We start from the raw sequence: 16316 nt of genomic DNA on the forward strand, positions 1-16316 counted from the left end.
ATATGAGTAGTCTGCGGAGTGAACGGAGCGGGCGGGGCGTGGATCGGTCTCCGACCGCTCCGACCGCTCCGACCGCTCTGGTCAATGCCGTTGAGCACACGTATCCGAACGCGCCCCGGGAAGAGCCGACGTGAACCACAGCCCGCTGCCCACCACGCTTCCCGAGACCGAACGGACGCGCCACCGCCGACTGCGCGAGCAGGGAAGCCTCGACCGGGGCGTCCTCGACGCCGTCCTGAAGGCCGGCTTCATATGCCACCTCGGCGTCGTCCTCGACGGCCACCCCATGGTCGTCCCGACCGTCTACGGTTCGGACGGGCGCAACCTGTACTTCCACGGCTCGGTGGCCAGCCGGAGCCTGGCCACCTCGCCGGACACGACCGTGTGCATCACCGTCACCCACGTCGACGGCCTCGTACTCGCCCGGTCCGTGTTCGAGCACGGAGTGAACTACCGCAGCGCCATGGTCTACGGCACGCCCCGGCTCGTCACCGACGCCGAGGAGAAGCTCGCCGGGCTGCGGTGCCTGACCGAGCAGTCCGCGCCCGGCCAGTGGGACTACGCGCGCCGCCCCAACCGCAAGGAGCTCGCGGCGACCGCGCTGCTCGCGCTCCCGCTAGACGAGGCATCAGTGAAGATCAGCACCGGCGGCCCGGACGACGGGGACGGGCCGGACGCCCGACTGGGTCTGTGGGCCGGGGTCCTGCCCATCTCAGCGGCCTTCGGTGACGTCGAGCCGGACCCCGCGCTGGAGGACGGCATCGAGGTGCCGGCCCACATCGCCGTGCGCGCCGGCACCGGGCTCGGATGACCCCTCCGCGCCCGAACCCGGGCCCGAACCCGGGCCCGAGCGCGTGGATGCGGCCGTCCCGGACGCCGGCGGCCGGTCAGCAGGCAGCCGGTCAGTAGGTGGCGGTGATCCGCCGGGCGGGGCCGTCCACCGTGACGGCGCCGCCGAAGGGGAGCACGACCTGCGGGTTGGTGTGGCCGAAGTCGACGTCGAAAACGGCCATCAGGTCGGGGGCGTACTCGGCCAGGGCGCGGCACACCGCCTCCTGCTGCTCCTTGCGGTAGGCCGCCCGCTGTTCGGCGGTGAACTGCCGGTCGAAGAACCAGGCCTGCGGGCGGCCCATGAGCAGGGCGCCGAAGCGCTCCAGGAGGCCGCGCTCGCCCATGGAGCGCAGGACGCGGTAGACCTCGGTGGCGGAGGGCATCTCCTCGGAGGTCTCCAGGAGCAGCACGCAGCCTTCGTACGCCTCGGGCGGCCGGATCTCAGCGCCGGCCATCAGCAGCCAGGACAGCACTTCGAGGTTGCCGCCCCACGTCGGCCCTTCCACCTTCGAGGTGGCGTTGTGCCAGGTCCAGGGGGCGGCCGGTTCCATGTCGGGCTCGCGGGCCAGGGTGGCCGGGTCGGCCCAGTCGCCGATGGCGGCGCCGATCCGGTCCGGGGCGGTGACCGGCCGGGGGCCGGAGGTGAACAGGGCCGCCCGCAGGGAGCCCTCCGTCTCGGGATCCATGGCCTGCGGCCAGCCGAGCTGGACCATGACGGAACCGCCGTAGTAGGTGACGATGCCGAGGTTCCAGAGGAAGAGGTGCAGGTTGGTGTTGTCGCTGTAGCCGAAGAAGGGTTTGGGGTTGGCGCGGATCAGCTCGCGGTCCAGGTGCGGCAGGACCCGGATCTGGTCGTCGCCGCCGATGCTGGAGAAGACGGCCTTGACGGACGGGTCGGCGAAGGCGGCGTTGACGTCCGCCGCCCTGTCCTGGGGCGAGGCGCCCATGCGGCGCGTGGTGGCGTACTCGACCGGCACCAGCCCGAAGTCCTTCGCGAGCCTGCGCAGGCCCAGTTCGTACGGGGCCGGGAAGATCTCCGGCAGGCCCGCGGAGGGCGACAGGATGGCCACGCGGTCGCCGGGGACGAGCTTGGGCGGGTAAATGATCTCGTGCATGTGCGGATCATAGGGGCGGCCCCGGGGCGGGTGCCGGGCCCTTTCGCCCAGCACCGGCCCCGGGCCCCGGGCCCCCGGCCCGCCCCCGCCCCTGCGCGCGCGTCCCCCCGGCGCGCACGCTCCGCGCCCCCGGGGCCCTTAGGTCTCCGGGGCGAGTTCGCGTCGGCGCTTGGGGCGCGACGGGGTTGACGTCGTCGCGGACGATCTCGGTGACGGCTTCGAGGGCGGTCCTCGCCTTGGCGACGTCGCCGTCCTGGAGCGGCAGGTGGGTGACGATGTCGGTGAGGACCGCCGATTCCTTGTAGACGGTGCCGTCGCCGTGGAGCTGGAAGTACCGACGGTGCCGTCGCCGTGGAGCTGGAAGTACCGGATGCAGTCGTTCCGATCGCGGATGAAAGTCCCGCCGGAGTTCTGCCGGGCCCCGTCGAGGTGTGCCTCGACCGTGCCGTCGGTGATCGTCAGGTTCTGCCAGGTGGGCTGGTTGACGCCGACGATCGAGCGGTGGCCGGGCAGGGTGATGCCCCTCTGGCCGTGGTGGAAGCGGGCCGCGTTGCGCGCCAGTTCCGCGTCGCCTCCGATGGCCGCGACGTCGCCCGGGGTGAGGTGGGGTACGTCGCCCTCCGCGCGCAGGCTCCGGTACTGCGGCAGCAGGTCGTGGAGGCCGGGCATCGTGGCGCAGATCGCCCGGAGTTTGCGGTGTGGCAGCGGTACGGGGGTGCCGCGGCCGGTGGCGAGGATGATGGCCGTCTTGACCGAGCCCTGGAAGGGCGTGCCGAGGGTGATGACGCCCCGGGTGTCCGCCTGGAGGTCGCCATCGTAGCCGGGGTCGAGGGCCGCCCGGGGCACGAGCCCGCCCATGGAATGGGCGACGAAGACGAGCCGTCCCTCCCGCTGGTCCGTACGGTGGCGGCGGCCCTGGGCGTGGGTGGCGTGACGGCGCAATGCGGTGAGGTGCAGGCGCGCGGCGTCGGCCAGGAGGCGGCCGTTGGCGGCGACGGGCAGGCGCCAGCCGTAGGCGAACTCCAGGATCGCGGCGTCGTCGGCGACGCTGGTGCGGATCGTGTCGACCAGGTCGGTGTAGGGCTCGCTGCCGGCGAGGTACGGGGTCCAGGCAGAGTGTTTGAGGAGGCCGGTCGCCTTGATTCTGCCGAGCTTGGCGGCCAGTTCGTCCTCGGTCATGGCCAGGGACTTCAGACCGGAGGGCGTGGTCCAGGCCTTCAGTAGCCAGGAGACGCCGCCGAGGCCCCAGACGTCGTTGCCGGTGCGCGTGTCGTGGAGGGTGCTGCCCATGATCCCCGGTACGACGACCACCGCGTCCTGGGTGACGTGGTCGGGAAACTCGTCCGTGCCGTGCGGGCGCCGGCGCTGGCGCTGCTGCTCGTTCATGGCAATGAGGAATAGGGACCGTGGAGGCAGCGGGCGAGATCGGCTTGGCCGATGCGGTGGAGGAGGCTGCGCCGCAGGTGACGGCCGCGCCGTCGGTGGTGGTGGCCGCGCCGCAGGTAGAGGCTGCGCCGTCGTTGGTGGTGGCCGCGCCGCCGGCCGGCACCTTGTACGTCCTGCCGATGGAGGACGGGACCGAGGCCCTGCGCCAGGCCCTCGGCGCGCAGCTGGAGGCGGAGGCGCTGTGGTGGGAGCGGCCACCCCCGGCCGGGCCCGGTTTCGTGAGGGTGGCGCCCGCGCAGCCGGTGACCAGCCGTCATGACGGGAGTGCTTCCTGGAGTCGGCCGGGATCCGGAAGGCGGAGCCCGACGTACCCGTGGTGCTGTACGTATCGGGCCACGGCCTCACCTCGGGCGCGGCCAAGCACTTCGCGGTCCTGCGGGACACCGATCCCCACCGGCTCCTGGCGACGGGGCTGCGTACGACGGAGATCGTGATCGTCGCCCTCGACTCGCGCGCCCGGGACGTCCTGGTGATCGTGAACAGGTGCGAGTCCGCCGACCTGGGAGGGGAGCTGTTGGAACTCGCGCGGAGCCTGGACACCGCGCGCACCGCGCGCACCGCGCGCACCGCGCTGAACGTCCTGACCACCGCGGCGCCCAAGATGCAGGTGCTGGGCGGGGAGTTCGGCGGAGATCCTCATGGCCGCGACGCTACGGAGATCCTTCGCCTCTCGATCCGGCTGACCCCACCTCCCGGAGGTGGGGTCAGCCCCGGTATCGGCGTGACAGAGGTCTTGAGGGGCGGACGGCTACCGAGCCTGGTCCCACATCTCTCGGGTGAGCTCGTACTCGACCTCGCCGTGCTCGGAGCCCCCGATCGCCTCCGGCCAGTCCCCGGTGAAGTGCCGGAGGAAGGACAGCCCCGACTTCTCCATGACGCGCCGGGAACGGGAGTTGACGGCCATCGTGTTCGCCGTGACCCGTTCGACCTCCAGCTCCGTGAACCCCTTGCGGATAAGGGCCCGGGATCCCTCCGTGGCGTACCCGTGCCCCCAGGCCGCCAGGTTCAGCCGGTAGCCGAGTTCGACCACGGCGGGGCTGTGCTCCTCCAGCGGCCGGAACTCGAACCAGCCCAGGAAGGCGCCCGTTGCCTTCTCCAGCGTGGCCCAGTAACCGCGGGTTTCCCAGCAGGGGTGGTCGTGCAGGAGTCGCGGCAGGGTCCGCGTCTCGATCGCCTCACGACTGGTGGGGCGTCCGTCGTTCATGAAGCGCATGACCTCGGGGTCGTTGTCCAGGGCGAGCAGGTGGTCGGTGTCGGCCGTCGTGAACGCGCGCAGGACGAGCCGGTCGGTCTCCAGGAAGTTGGCCATGCCGCGATCTTCGCCACGGGCCGGGCGGACCTGCCACCGATATATGGCACACCGGACGCCACCGTGGCTAGCCGTGCGACCACCCGGGCCGGCGCGGGCCGGACGCCGGCGTCGAGCGCGTCGTCATCGGGCACCTCCACGACGCGGGCCGTGGGGCCCGCTGCTGGAGCCGCTGGCGCACGACGGCGTCGAAGACGACGGTGAGCACGATCATCAGCAGGGCCGCGGCCGCCAGGGCCACCAACGAGAGCCGGCCGCGCAGGGTGTACGGGCGCCGCCGACGGCCGGGCGGCTTTCATGACCTGCGGTGTCCGATCCCGCGGCTGGTGCCCAGCGTACGGTCGCAGCCGGCGGTACGGAGCTTGCGGCGCAGCCGGTGTTGTTGCTCACCCGGGCCCCCTCGGGCCAGCCCGCCCGGACACCAGGGCACCATGGGTGACCAGGCCGCCCGCGGCGGCGATGAGTACCGCCGGCAGCCGGAACTCGGTCGGCGTCAGGTCCACGGGCGGATCGAGCAGCAGGGCGCCCGCCGCGGCGGGCGCCGACGGGCGGCGCGCCCGCCGGGGGTGGAAGGGCTTGGCGAGGTAGTCGTTTCCTCCGGCGGAGAACCGGGTCAGCCGGTCGTCCAGGGCGTGGTGCGCCGTCAGGAACACGACCGGCGCCGTGAAACCGCGCGCCCTGAGGGCCCGGCAGATGTCCCAGCCGTCCGCGTCGGGCAGACGTACCGCAGGGCGTGGCCGTCCTCGACGACGAGGATGCGCTGCTTCACGTCACCCGTCGCCCGTCGCCCGTCACCCGTCGCCCGTCGCCCGTCACCCGTCGCCCGTCACTCGTCCGCCGGATGCGGGTCACCCGTCGGCCGGTCATCCGTACGCCGCAGGTACACGCAGGCCAGGAGGGAGAGCCAGGCGGTGGCGAAGAGCCAGCCGCCGATCACGTCGGTGAACCAGTGGACCCCCAGGTAGACGCGGGTGAGGCCGACGGCCGCGCCCCACAGCAGGATCAGCGCCACGGCGGTCCCGGACGGCGGCCGGTCCGCGCGCAGCTGCAGCGCGGCGACCAGCAGCCCGGCGGTCATCGCGGCGGTGGTGGTGTGGCCGGAGGGGAAGGACCAGCCGGAGGCGTGGGCGGCCCAGTCCTCGACCGGGGGGCGCGCGCGGGCGATCAGGGTCATCACCGCGTACCGCAGGGCCTGTCCCGCGCCGAGGCACAGTATCAGCGCGGCGGCCGTCCAGGCCCGCTGTCGGGTGGTGCGCCCGGCGTACAGGCCCGCGAGCAGGAGCAGGGCGTAGGGGATGAGGCCCGTGCCCGTGTCGGTCAGGGCGCGGGCTGCGGCCGCCGCGGCGGCCGGGCGGTGCTCCACCGACCAGCGGTGCAGGCCCCTGTCCCCCGGCAGCAGGTGCAGCGGGGCCCGTACGACCCACACCGCCAGCAGCGCGAAGAGCGCCGCCGAGGCCAGGGCCACCCAGCCGGCGCGGCGGGAGAGTCGGGCGCGGGTCATCAGAGGGATCCGTTCCGGATTCGGGCGGCCTGCGATCCAATCCAGCAGGGAGTCTACTGAACTGTAGACGATCCTGGGTAAGGTCGGGATCAAGGACAGGGCCGCCAGTCGGCCGCGAATCCGCGGGGGAGCAGCGCGAACGCCCCGTGACGTCGGCGGACCGATCTCACGGGGCGTTCGCGGCGGGGCCGTCCGGACGGCTGCCGGCCCGCGGCTAGCGGCTGAGCGACTTGAGCGCCGCCGCGTCGTACGGCTTCAGCTCGTCGAAGCGGTTGCCGAGGACCTTCGCCGCCCACTGCGGGTCCTGGAGCAGCGCCCGGCCGACGGCGACCATGTCGAACTCGTCGCGTTCCATGCGGTCCAGGAGGTTGTCGATGTCGCCGAGCGCCGCGCCCTCGCCGGCGAAGGCGCGGATGAAGTCGCCGTCGAGGCCTACCGAGCCGACGGTGATGGTCGGCCGGCCGGTGAGCTTCTTGGTCCAGCCCGCCAGGTTCAGGTCCGAGCCCTCGAACTCCGGGAGCCAGTAGCGCCGGGTGGAGGCGTGGAACGCGTCGACGCCCGCCGCCGTCAGCGGGGCCAGGATCGCCTCCAGTTCCTCCGGGGTCTGCGCGAGCCGGGCGTCGTAGGCCTCCTGCTTCCACTGCGAGTAGCGGAAGATCACCGGGAAGTCGGCCGTGACGCGCTCGCGGACCGCGGCCACGATCTCCGCGGCGAACCTCGTACGGGCCGTCGCGTCGCCGCCGTAGGCGTCGGTGCGGCGGTTGGTCCGCTCCCACAGGAACTGGTCGAGCAGGTAGCCGTGGGCGCCGTGCAGTTCGACGCCGTCGAAGCCGATCCGCTGGGCCTCAGCGGCGGCGTCGGCGAACGCGCCGATGACGTCGTCGAGGTCGGCGCGGGTCATCGCCCTGCCGGTTCCCTCGGTGCCGTCGACGCGGATGCCGGAGGGGCCGACGGCGGGCGCGTCTGGGTACGGGGCCTCGCCGTGCTTGCGCACCATGCCTATGTGCCACAGCTGGGGCACGATCGTGCCGCCCGCCTCGTGCACGGCCGCGGCGACCTTCGCCCACCCCGCCAGCTGATCCTCGCCGTGGAACCGGGGCACCCGGTCGCTCTGCCCGGCGGAGTCGTGACCGACGTACGTGCCCTCGGTGACGATCAGGCCCACACCCGCGGCGGCCCGGCTGGCGTAGTACGCCTGTACGTCCTCGCCGGGCACGCCGCCGGGGGAGAACATGCGCGTCATCGGAGCCATGGCGATGCGGTTGGGGACGGTCAGGCCGTTCAGGGTGACGGGCCGGGCCAGGATCTCGGCCGCGCGGGAGGCGGCGGGGTTGGTGACGGTCATGCGGGTCCTCCGGGTTGAGGCTGCTGCGGTTCGTCAGGGTGACAACGGGATATGCATGATACACAGGATATGTATCATGCATATTGCGCTGTTCGGCGGCGCCGGACAGCGCGGAGCCGGCCGCAGATCGCTCCGGCAGGGGCCCGCCGGTCCGCGGGGCGGCGATAATGGAGCGCCGGAAGGAAGCGGGAGGCGAAGTGCTGGAGAAACTGGAGCGGGAGCTGATGCTGCTCTCGCGACACCAGGTGCTCGCCCGGCGCGAGCGCGACGCCGAGCGTCTGGAGCGGTCGGCGTACCTGCTGCTCTGCCGGATCGACACACAAGGCCCCATGTCCATCGGACAGTTGGCGGAAGCCTTCGGGCTCGACACCTCGACCGTGAACCGCCAGACGGCCGCACTGCTGCGCTGCGGACTGGCCGAGCGCGTCGCGGACCCGGACGGCGGCATGGCCCGCAAGCTGCGCATCACCGCCGAAGGCGGGCGCCGCCTCGCCGCGGACCGTGAGGTCAACCGGTCCTGCCTGGCCCGGGTGGTCGCCGGCTGGTCCCCCGAGGAGATACGGGAGCTGGAGGACGTCCTGGTCCGGCTCAACCGCAGCGCCGAGGCCCTCGAAGGCCGGTACTGGCCGCGCGCGGAAGAAGCCACCCCCCGCACCGCATGCGCCCCACCGGTCCCGCAGGAATCGGCGACTCCCGCCCCGTAGGCGGTCCGTCCGCCGGGAGCGGAACCCGTCGCGCGCCCTAGCGGATCCCGGGCCACGGGCCGGGGCCGGGTCACATGACCCGGCCCCGGCCTTGCTGTTGTCAGGAGGCGAACTTCGCGACGGCGGCCGGCGTGACCGGGGTGAAGAAGTTGACGAGGTTGCCGTCGGGATCGCGGAGGAGGAGCGAGCGGTTGCCCCAGGGCATCGTGGTGGGCCCGCTGACGAACTCGTCCACGAAGCCGCTCAGGTCCTCGTGCACACCGTCCACGTCGTCGACGAGGAATTCGAGGATGACGCTGTGGTTGTCGGCCGGGCGGGCGGAGCCGGGGGAGAAGAGGGGGACCGTGCGGGTGCTGCCGATCGCGAGGGTCGCCGAGGCGGTGCTGAGCTCCGCGAAGTCCTCGTTGGCCCAAGTCGCGGACACCTTGGTGGCGCGCTCGTAGAAGTCGACGAGGCGGGCGACATCGCCCGTGATGATGCGGATGGAGACGAAGTCCACGGAAGTTCTCCTCTGGCCGGTCGGTTGCTGGTGACCGCACGCTACGACCTATACCGGGCGGAACCCGCCCGGTATCTGCGGGAGACTTTCCGGTATGGCCCGCCCCCTCGCCCGTGTCCTCACCCTGCTGGAGCTCCTGCAATCGGGTGGCATCCGTACCGTGCCCGAACTCGCCGATCGGCTGGACGTCGACGAACGCACCGTACGGCGCTACGCGCAGCAGCTCATCGACCTCGACGTACCCGTCGAGTCGGTGCGCGGCCGCTACGGCGGCTACCGGCTGGCCCCCGGATACCGCATGCCCCCGCTCATGCTGAGCGACGACGAAGCGCTCGCCGTGCTGCTCGGCCTGGTCGCCGGCAGCCGCTCGGGCCTGACGGCGGCCACGGACACGGCGTACGAGACGGCCACGGCCAAGATCCGGCGGGTGCTGCCCGAACGGCTGCGCCGCAGGCTCGACGCCGTGCTCGGCTCGCTCGCCTTCGCCGATCCGCCCGGCAGGGCGGCCGCAGCCCCGGAACCCGCGGTCCTCCTCCCGATGGCCGATGCGGTACACCACCACCGGCCGGTCTCGATCCGGTACACCGCGGGCGACGGCCGGCGCAGCGAGCGCACCCTGCACCCGTACGGGGTCGTCGCGCACTCGGGCCGGTGGTACGTGACGGCAGCGGACCTTTCGTCGGGTGAGGACCGGACCTTCAGACTGGACCGCATCACCGGTGTGAGGACCCTGCCCGGATCGTTCGAGCCGCCCGCCGGACTCGATCCGGCCCGGCGCGTCCTGACGGCGCTCGCCACGGCTCCGTACCGGCACGAGGTGACCCTGCGCATCCAGGGGACGGCCGAGCAGCTGCACACCGCACTGCCCTCCGGCGTCGCGGTCGTGACGGAACTCCCCGCCCCGGAAGGCGCGGGCCCGGGGGCCGGGGCCTGGTGCCGTGTCGAGCTGCGCGTGGAGAGCCTCGACTGGCTGCCCGCCGTGCTCGCCTCGATGGACCGGCCTTTCGTCATCGAACGCCCGCATGAACTGCGCGTTCTCGTCGAGGCCTTCGCCGAACGGCTCGCGGACTCCGCCCGGCGCGGCCCGTCATGACCGGGGCCGGCGGGGCGGAAGCCGCGGGCACCCGGCAGGGCCCGGGTGGCGGCAGCCGGACGGCCCCCGCCGAAAACGCGGTGCCGGGGATCGCGGTGCCTTGCATACTGGGCCGATGATCAAGCCCCCTGCCGCCGCGCTGGACTCGTTGTCCGGTCTCGCCTTCGGTGATGCCTTCGGCGACCGCTGGTTCGGGATCCTGCGCCGCGAGGGCCCGGCGGCCCTGGAGGCACGCATCCTGCCCCCGGAGCCGCTGTGGCGGTGGAGCGACGACACCGCCCAGGCGCTCGTACTCGTGCGGGAACTCGCCGAGGGCGGCGGGAGCGTGGACCAGGACCGGCTCGCCCTGCGCCTCGCCGAGGCCTACGCCGACGACACGCACCGCGGCTACGGAGCCTCGATGCACGACGTGCTCCGCCGGATCGGCGCGGGCGAGGCCTGGCAGGAGGTGGTCGCCGGCCAGTTCGACGGCCAGGGATCCTGGGGCAACGGCTCCGCCATGCGCGTGGCCCCGCTCGGAGCCTGGCTCGCCGAAGACCTCGATGCCGTTGCCGGGCAGGCCGCCCGGCAGAGCGAGGTCTCGCACCACCACCCGGAAGCCGTCGCGGGCGCGGTGGCGGTCGCCGTGGCCGCGGCGCTGGCCACCCGCAGCCGGGGCGGGGCCGCCCCTGCGAGACCGGACTTCCTCCGGGCCGTCGCCGAACGGCTCCCGGCCGGCGACGTCCGCTCCGGGGTCCGCACAGCGGCCCGCATGCCGGAGCACACCTCGATCCGGCACGCGGCCGAGGTCCTGGGCTCCGGCTACCGGATGTCCGCACCCGACACCGTCCCCTACGCCCTCTGGTGCGCGGCGGGCCACCTCGACGACCTGCACGAGGGCCTGTGGTCCACCGTCGCCGGACGCGGGGACATCGACACCACCTGCGCGATCGCGGGCGGGGTCATCGCCGCCCGCACGGGCGTCGCCTCCCTCCCGGCCGCCTGGCACGCGGCCCGCGAACCGCTGCCCCTCGCCGTGTACGGGTAGCGACCCGCCGGCATCCACGGCGGTGCAGCGGGCCCCGTACGGCATGCCCGCGAGCCCGGGCGGCGGCGGCTCAGCCGCGGTGGGCACGGATGAGGTCGCGGTACCAGGCGAAGGACGCCTTCGGGGTGCGGACCTGGGTGTCGTGGTCGACGTGGACGAGACCGAAGCGCTGGTGGAAGCCCTCCGCCCATTCGAAGTTGTCCATCAGCGTCCAGGTGAAGTAGCCGCGGACGTCCACGCCCTGCGCCACGGCGGCGTCGACGGCCCGGAGATGGGTGTCCAGGTAGTCGATGCGGTCCAGGTCGGGGACGGTGCCGTCCGCGGCGACGACGTCCTCGACCGAGCAGCCGTTCTCCGTGATGTAGACCGGAGGGAGGGCCGGGTAGCGCTCCTTGAGGCCGACGAGCAGTTCCCGCAGGCCGTCGGGGACGACGGGCCAGTCGAAGGCGGTGCGCCGGTAGCCCTCGATGGGAGCCTCTTCGAACGGCAGGCCCTCGGACGTCGGAGCCTGGATGCGGGTCGGGTTGTAGTAGTTGATGCCCAGCGCGTCCAGCGGGGCCGAGATCAGTTCGAGGTCGCCGTCCCGCACGGAGCCGCCGAGGGTGGCGTCCGCGCCGTAGGCCGACAGGTCGGGGTAGGCGCCCGTCAGGAGCGGGTCGTTGAACAGGCGGTTGTGGAGGTTGTCGTAGGCCTGTGCGGCGGCGCGGTCGGCGGGGGAGTCCGAGGCGGCCCAGACCGGGGTGCAGTTGTTCGCGATCATCACCTGGAGGCCGCGCGTCCGCAGTTCCCGCAGCGCGAGCCCGTGGCCGAGCAGTTGGTGGTGGACGACCGGCAGGCAGCCCAGGAACAGGGCGCGGCCCGGGGCGTGGACGCCGAGGCCGTAACCCCAGACCGCGTGGATGAACGGCTCGTTGAGCGTGATCCACTTCCGGACGCGGTCGCCCAGCCGGTCCGCCACGACGGCCGCGTACTCGGCGAAGCGGTACGCGGTGTCGCGGCTCAGCCAGCCGCCCTCGTCCTCAAGGCCCTGCGGGAGGTCCCAGTGGAACAGGGTCGGGACGGGTTCGACGCCGCGGGCGAGCAGGCCGTCGACCAACCGGTCGTAGAAGTCCAGGCCCTTGGGATTGACCGCGCCCCGGCCGGTCGGCCGGATCCTGGGCCAGGCGATGGAGAAGCGGTAACCGGTGAGGCCCGCCTCGGCCATCAGCTCCAGGTCCTCCTCGTACCGGTGGTAGTGGTCGCAGGCCACGTCACCGGTGTGCCCGTCGCGGACCGTGCCGGTGCGGGCGGTGAAGGTGTCCCACACCGACGGTCCGCGGCCGTCCTCCTTCGTGGCGCCCTCGATCTGGTACGACGCCGTCGAGGCGCCCCACACGAAGTCCGCCGGCAGATGGTCCAGCTTCATCTCCTGCACCCTCCCAAAATGTGAGCCTGACTCATGTTAGTTCTCCCGGTGGGATGATGGAACCGTGAACCAAGACCGCACCCCGGGGACCCTGCGCCGCCAGCCCGTGCAGAAGCGCAGCGCCGAACGTTTCCAACGGCTGCTGGACGCCTGCGCCGAACTGCTGGACGAGGTCGGCTACGCCGCTCTGACCACCAAGGAAGTGGCGCGCAGGGCCGAGGTGTCCATCGGCACCCTCTACCAGTTCTTCTCCGACCAGGAGGGGCTGATCGGCGCGCTCGCCACCCGGAACCTGGAGGCCTTCCTGGAGCGGGTCGCGGTCCGGCTGGAGCGCGAGAACCCGCAGGACATCCCGGGCGTCGTCGAGGTGGCCGTGGAGGAGTACGTGGCCATGCGCCGGACGGTCCCCGGTTTCGGCGTGGTCGACTTCGGGGCCGTGGGCCGGGACCACACCCTCGATCCGGCCCTGGACAACAACACGGCCGTCGCCGGACGGCTGCGCTCGCTGACCGCGTCCCTGTCCGGCGTGCGGGACGACGCCGAACTGGAGATCGCCGTCCGGGTGGCCCTGGAATGCGCGGACGGCGTGCTGAGACTCGCGTTCCGCACCGATCCGCAGGGCGACCCCCAGCTGATCGCCGAGTGCAAACGCGTCCTCAACAGCTACCTCAACGATCGGATCCGCTCGCTCGGGGCGGGCCGGGAAGCGCACTAGCGGACGCCCCTGACCTTCCAGACCAGTACCGCGCCCAGCGCGGACATGGCCGCGGAACAGAGGAACAACGAGGGGTAGCCCCCCAGGTCCCCGAGCACGACGGAGGCGATCGGGGGGACCAGGACGTAGGGCAGGGAGGCCATCAGGTTGGCCAGGGCCATGTCCTTGCCGCGGTCCGCCGAGGCCGGCAGCACCTCGGTGACCAGGGCCGTGTCGACGGCCAGGTACACGCCGTAGCCCAGGCCCAGGATGACGGCCGCGACCAGCGTCATGGTCCAGGTGGGCGACAGGGCGAGCGGGACCGCGGCGACGGCCATGGTGAGGCCGCCGACGAAGACGAGCATGCGGCGCCTGCCCAGCCGGTCGGAGAGCCAGCCGCTGAGGACGACCGTCGAGACGGTGGCCAGGCAGTTGACGCCGACCACGACGAGCAGGCCGTCCTCGGTGGACCGGCCGGGGAACAGCTGCTCGTAGTGCAGGACGTCGTCCAGGAAGTACGGCATGTAGAGCGTGCCCAGGCCGTAGCCCAGCCCCATGACGAACCGGGAGCCCATCGCCCAGACGAAGTCGGGGTGTTCGCGCGGGCTGATCCGGTAGCCGGCCAGGAACGCGCGCAGCGAGAACGGCTCGCGGTGCCCGGGGGGAAGCGGCGGGTCCTTCATGACGGCCGCGAACACCACGATCAGCAGCGGGAACGCGGCCATCAGCGCGTACTGCGCGGAGAAGCCCGAGACGAGTCCGAGCAGCAGCCCGCCCGCGATCATGCCGCCGGCCTGCGGGACCGTGGCCCAGCCCAGCACCACCCCGCGTTGTGCGACGGGGACCCGGTCGGGTACCACCGGGGCGATCCCGGCCCCGATGATCATGAAGGAGGCGGAGAGCACGAGAGAGCCGAGCGCGATCCCGGCGACGGTCGTCTGGATCCCGGTGAAGACCAGTGCCGCCGCGCAGGCCAGCGCGCCCGCGGCCATCCACGGGCGGCGGCGGCCGAGACGGCCGGTGGTGCGGTCACAGAGCGCGCCGGCCAGCGGGGCGATGACGATGCCCGAGATCGCGCCCATCATGCTGACCCAGGCGTAACCGCCGACCTTCCCCGCCGGATCGATCTCGGCGATCTGCGCGGGCATCAGGAACGTGGTCGGCACCTGCATCGGTATGAACAGCCCGGTGTTGGCCAGCACGTACAGGAGGATCCAGCCGGGGCCGACCTTGCGGGTCGGCTCGGCGAGGGCCTCGGGCCGTGCGGGGGCGAGGCTCATCGGGGCACTCTCCTGAGGTGGACGAGCTCGCTCGTGCAGTCGAAGGACAGCAGCGGCGGGAGGCCGTGGCCGAGCAGGACGGCGCCCTCGTGGACGGCCCCGGTGTCCTCGTCCCGGTAACGGGCACGGTGGTCGAGTCCCTTGAGCCGGGTGCGGGCGACGGTGCGGTCCAGCCCGGACGGCCGGAACCGGAAGACGACGACCTCGTCCCCGGTGAGGTACTGCACGGCGTCGTCTCCCAGGCGGTACAGGGCGCCGCCGTGCACCACGGGCCGGATCCGCTTGTACTGCTCGACCAGCGCCCGGGCCCAGGCCAGCTCGTCCTCGCTCCATGTGCGCAGGTCGCCGCCGATGCCCATGGCCCCGGCCATGGAGACGTGGAAGCGGTACCGGACCGGGGCCGGGCGGGCGGTGAAAGCGTTGGGGCTGTCGGTGACCCAGGCGCCCATGGTCCGGGCCGGCAGCAGCTGGCAGTGGCCGTGCTGGATCGCGACCCGTTCGGCGGCGTCGGTGTTGTCGGAGGTCCAGACCTGGTCGGCGCGGGCCAGCACGCCCAGGTCGGCCCGCCCGCCGCCGCCCGCGCACGACTCCAGGTACAGGCCGGGACGGGCGGCGCGCAGCCGGTCCATCACCTCGTAGACGCCGCGCGTGTGCTCGATCCAGACCCGGTCCGGATCGGCGGCCCCCGGCTGCCCCGCCTCGCTGAACGACCGGTTCATGTCCCATTTGAGGAAGACGACGTCCAGCTCGGTGACGGTCCTGACCAGCCACTCGACCGCCCATTCGCGGACGTCGCGGCGGGCGAAGTTCAGCACGTGCTGGTTGCGGCCCTGCGTGCGCCTGCGGCCCTCCTGGCACAGGATCCAGTCGGGATGCGCGCGGAACAGGTCGCTGTCGGGGTTGACCGCCTCGGGCTCGACCCACAGGCCGAAGCCCATGCCCAGCGCGCGCACGCGGTCGGCGAGCGGGCCCAGGCCGTCCGGGAAGCGGTCGGGGTTGGGCCACCAGTCGCCGAGCCCGGCTGCGTCGCCGGTGCGGGCGCCGAACCAGGCGTCGTCCACCACGAAGACTTCGACGCCGAGCCCCGCGGCCAGTCCGGCCAGTTCGGTCTGCTGCTCCTCGCCGATGTCGAACTCGGTCGCCTCCCACGAGTTGAAGACCAGCGGGCGTTCGGCCGGCCGGTCGGGCAGTACCTGGTCCTCGACGTAGGCGTGCCAGCGGCGGCTGGTGCCGCCGAAGCCGTCGGGGGCGTACAGCCCGGTGAAGGCGGGGGTCTCCAGTCGCTCGCCGGGGAGCAGCTTCCAGACGAGGCCCTCGTGGCCGAAGCCCCCGGTCCAGGAGGCGCGGCCGTAGGGGTCGCGGCGCAGGGTGATCCGGCGGCTGCCGCTCCAGGCCAGGGCCGTGCTCCAGACCTCGCCGTGCTCCTCGGCGGCGTCGTGCGCGTCGAGCATCAGCCAGGGTCCGGCGTGCTGCCCCGTGATGCCGCGCCGGCTGGTGAACACCGTCTCCCCGACGGGCACCCGGTCGCGCCGCAGCTGGAACTCCCTGCCCCACTCTCCCACCACGTGGCTGACCCGGTAGTCGTCGCGGGCGGGCAGGGTCCAGGCCGCGGAGTCGAAGCGCAGGACGTCCACCGGCTCGTCCGCGGTGAGGACCGCCCAGCGCTCGATCTGGTCGTGGCCGTCCCGGATCCGGTAGTGCAGGTCGAGGCCGAGGGAGCGGACGCGGTCGGTGAAGGAGAGGGTGAGCAGGCCTCCCTCGGCCCGGTGCGAGACGAACCGCCACTCGAAGCCGCGGACGCCGTCGTCGAACCGGACGGTCAGCGACGGCGCCCCGAACCGCAGCCCGCCCTCGACGGCGTACTCCTCGCCGCCGGGGTCGTCACCGCCGGGGTCCTCGGCGGGCAGGTCGGCCGCGATCACGACGGCCTGCTCCAGGGTCAGCGGCCGGCCCCAGTGCACGTGCCGGGGGACGTCGTCCGCGTCCAGTCGCAGGGCGTAGGAGGTGCCGGGCGTGCTCAGCAGCCACAGACGGGCTTCGGAATCGTAGGTGATCACACGCGGCCTC

At 72.8% G+C, this 16316-nt stretch carries 15 protein-coding genes and 1 pseudogene; 5 read left to right on the top strand and 11 right to left on the bottom strand.

The window, feature by feature from the left end; all coding sequences use genetic code 11:
• Nucleotides 1-130: 130 nt before the first annotated feature.
• Nucleotides 131-811, top strand: a complete 681-nt coding sequence (locus SLAV_RS36735) for a pyridoxamine 5'-phosphate oxidase family protein (RefSeq protein WP_030227928.1) — start codon at nucleotides 131-133, stop codon at nucleotides 809-811.
• 91 nt (nucleotides 812-902) lie between these two features.
• On the opposite strand, the gene SLAV_RS36740 is transcribed toward SLAV_RS36735, so the two are convergent.
• The 7 genes and pseudogenes from SLAV_RS36740 to SLAV_RS36770 all read right to left on the bottom strand — a co-directional run bounded on the left by SLAV_RS36740 (nucleotide 903) and on the right by SLAV_RS36770 (nucleotide 7547).
• A complete protein-coding gene (locus tag SLAV_RS36740; RefSeq protein WP_030227926.1) occupies nucleotides 903-1946 on the bottom strand; it encodes a S66 family peptidase in 1044 nt (347 codons plus the stop codon).
• Between the two features lie 138 nt (nucleotides 1947-2084).
• Nucleotides 2085-3332, bottom strand: a complete 1248-nt coding sequence (locus SLAV_RS36745; RefSeq protein ID WP_051840569.1) for an esterase/lipase family protein — start codon at nucleotides 3330-3332, stop codon at nucleotides 2085-2087.
• 808 nt (nucleotides 3333-4140) lie between these two features.
• Nucleotides 4141-4701 carry a GNAT family N-acetyltransferase gene (locus SLAV_RS36755; protein WP_030227921.1) on the bottom strand — a complete coding sequence of 187 codons (561 nt, stop codon included), beginning with the start codon at nucleotides 4699-4701 and terminating at the stop codon, nucleotides 4141-4143.
• A 67-nt stretch (nucleotides 4702-4768) separates the two neighbouring features.
• A complete protein-coding gene (locus SLAV_RS41285; protein ID WP_158740585.1) occupies nucleotides 4769-4942 on the bottom strand; it encodes a hypothetical protein in 174 nt (57 codons plus the stop codon).
• A 54-nt stretch (nucleotides 4943-4996) separates the two neighbouring features.
• A pseudogene (locus SLAV_RS36760) lies at nucleotides 4997-5426 on the bottom strand (response regulator transcription factor); the annotation flags it as partial.
• Nucleotides 5427-5527: 101 nt separating this feature from the next.
• Entirely contained in the window at nucleotides 5528-6202 is a 675-nt protein-coding gene (locus SLAV_RS36765; RefSeq protein ID WP_051840565.1) for a phosphatase PAP2 family protein, read from the bottom strand.
• Nucleotides 6203-6416: 214 nt separating this feature from the next.
• Nucleotides 6417-7547, bottom strand: a complete 1131-nt coding sequence (locus SLAV_RS36770; protein WP_030227915.1) for an NADH:flavin oxidoreductase — start codon at nucleotides 7545-7547, stop codon at nucleotides 6417-6419.
• A gap of 167 nt (nucleotides 7548-7714) precedes the next feature.
• Between SLAV_RS36770 and SLAV_RS36775 the strand changes: the two genes are divergently transcribed.
• Nucleotides 7715-8251, top strand: coding sequence for a MarR family winged helix-turn-helix transcriptional regulator (locus SLAV_RS36775; protein WP_051840563.1), 537 nt, complete (start codon nucleotides 7715-7717; stop codon nucleotides 8249-8251).
• 100 nt (nucleotides 8252-8351) lie between these two features.
• Here the strand turns inward: SLAV_RS36775 and SLAV_RS36780 are convergent, their stop codons facing one another.
• Nucleotides 8352-8750, bottom strand: coding sequence for a VOC family protein (locus SLAV_RS36780; protein WP_030227909.1), 399 nt, complete (start codon nucleotides 8748-8750; stop codon nucleotides 8352-8354).
• A gap of 94 nt (nucleotides 8751-8844) precedes the next feature.
• On the opposite strand from SLAV_RS36780, the gene SLAV_RS36785 reads away from it, so the two are divergent.
• Nucleotides 8845-9843 carry a helix-turn-helix transcriptional regulator gene (locus SLAV_RS36785; RefSeq protein ID WP_030227907.1) on the top strand — a complete coding sequence of 333 codons (999 nt, stop codon included), beginning with the start codon at nucleotides 8845-8847 and terminating at the stop codon, nucleotides 9841-9843.
• 115 nt (nucleotides 9844-9958) lie between these two features.
• Nucleotides 9959-10870 (top strand): ADP-ribosylglycohydrolase family protein, encoded by a 912-nt coding sequence (locus SLAV_RS36790; protein ID WP_030227899.1) that lies wholly within the window; start codon nucleotides 9959-9961, stop codon nucleotides 10868-10870.
• A gap of 70 nt (nucleotides 10871-10940) precedes the next feature.
• Here the strand turns inward: SLAV_RS36790 and SLAV_RS36795 are convergent, their stop codons facing one another.
• Entirely contained in the window at nucleotides 10941-12275 is a 1335-nt protein-coding gene (locus SLAV_RS36795; RefSeq protein ID WP_030227897.1) for a GH1 family beta-glucosidase, read from the bottom strand.
• A 64-nt stretch (nucleotides 12276-12339) separates the two neighbouring features.
• Here SLAV_RS36795 and SLAV_RS36800 point away from each other — a divergent pair, with 64 nt between their 5' ends.
• Nucleotides 12340-12990 (top strand): TetR/AcrR family transcriptional regulator, encoded by a 651-nt coding sequence (locus SLAV_RS36800; protein ID WP_030227895.1) that lies wholly within the window; start codon nucleotides 12340-12342, stop codon nucleotides 12988-12990.
• Here the strand turns inward: SLAV_RS36800 and SLAV_RS36805 are convergent.
• Nucleotides 12987-14249, bottom strand: coding sequence for an MFS transporter (locus SLAV_RS36805; RefSeq protein WP_030227893.1), 1263 nt, complete (start codon nucleotides 14247-14249; stop codon nucleotides 12987-12989). The two genes, SLAV_RS36800 and SLAV_RS36805, sit on opposite strands and share 4 nt — an antisense overlap.
• Nucleotides 14246-16306: an alpha-galactosidase gene (locus tag SLAV_RS36810; RefSeq protein ID WP_030227891.1), complete on the bottom strand. Its 2061-nt coding sequence runs from the start codon at nucleotides 16304-16306 to the stop codon at nucleotides 14246-14248. The genes SLAV_RS36805 and SLAV_RS36810 overlap by 4 nt, the downstream gene beginning before the upstream one ends.
• Between the last annotated feature and the right edge of the window lie 10 nt (nucleotides 16307-16316).

It is taken from the genome of Streptomyces lavendulae subsp. lavendulae (genome assembly GCF_002803845.1).
Taxonomy (GTDB): domain Bacteria; phylum Actinomycetota; class Actinomycetes; order Streptomycetales; family Streptomycetaceae; genus Streptomyces; species Streptomyces lavendulae.

Coding starts and splice junctions, on each gene's coding strand:
- SLAV_RS36740 (WP_030227926.1), bottom strand. CDS start 1,946: ATGCACGAGATCATTTACCCGCCCAAGCTCGTCCCCGGCGACCGCGTG.
- SLAV_RS36745 (WP_051840569.1), bottom strand. CDS start 3,332: ATGAACGAGCAGCAGCGCCAGCGCCGGCGCCCGCACGGCACGGACGAG.
- SLAV_RS36755 (WP_030227921.1), bottom strand. CDS start 4,701: ATGGCCAACTTCCTGGAGACCGACCGGCTCGTCCTGCGCGCGTTCACG.
- SLAV_RS36765 (WP_051840565.1), bottom strand. CDS start 6,202: ATGACCCGCGCCCGACTCTCCCGCCGCGCCGGCTGGGTGGCCCTGGCC.
- SLAV_RS36770 (WP_030227915.1), bottom strand. CDS start 7,547: ATGACCGTCACCAACCCCGCCGCCTCCCGCGCGGCCGAGATCCTGGCC.
- SLAV_RS36775 (WP_051840563.1), top strand. CDS start 7,715: ATGGAGCGCCGGAAGGAAGCGGGAGGCGAAGTGCTGGAGAAACTGGAG.
- SLAV_RS36785 (WP_030227907.1), top strand. CDS start 8,845: ATGGCCCGCCCCCTCGCCCGTGTCCTCACCCTGCTGGAGCTCCTGCAA.
- SLAV_RS36790 (WP_030227899.1), top strand. CDS start 9,959: ATGATCAAGCCCCCTGCCGCCGCGCTGGACTCGTTGTCCGGTCTCGCC.
- SLAV_RS36795 (WP_030227897.1), bottom strand. CDS start 12,275: ATGAAGCTGGACCATCTGCCGGCGGACTTCGTGTGGGGCGCCTCGACG.
- SLAV_RS36805 (WP_030227893.1), bottom strand. CDS start 14,249: ATGAGCCTCGCCCCCGCACGGCCCGAGGCCCTCGCCGAGCCGACCCGC.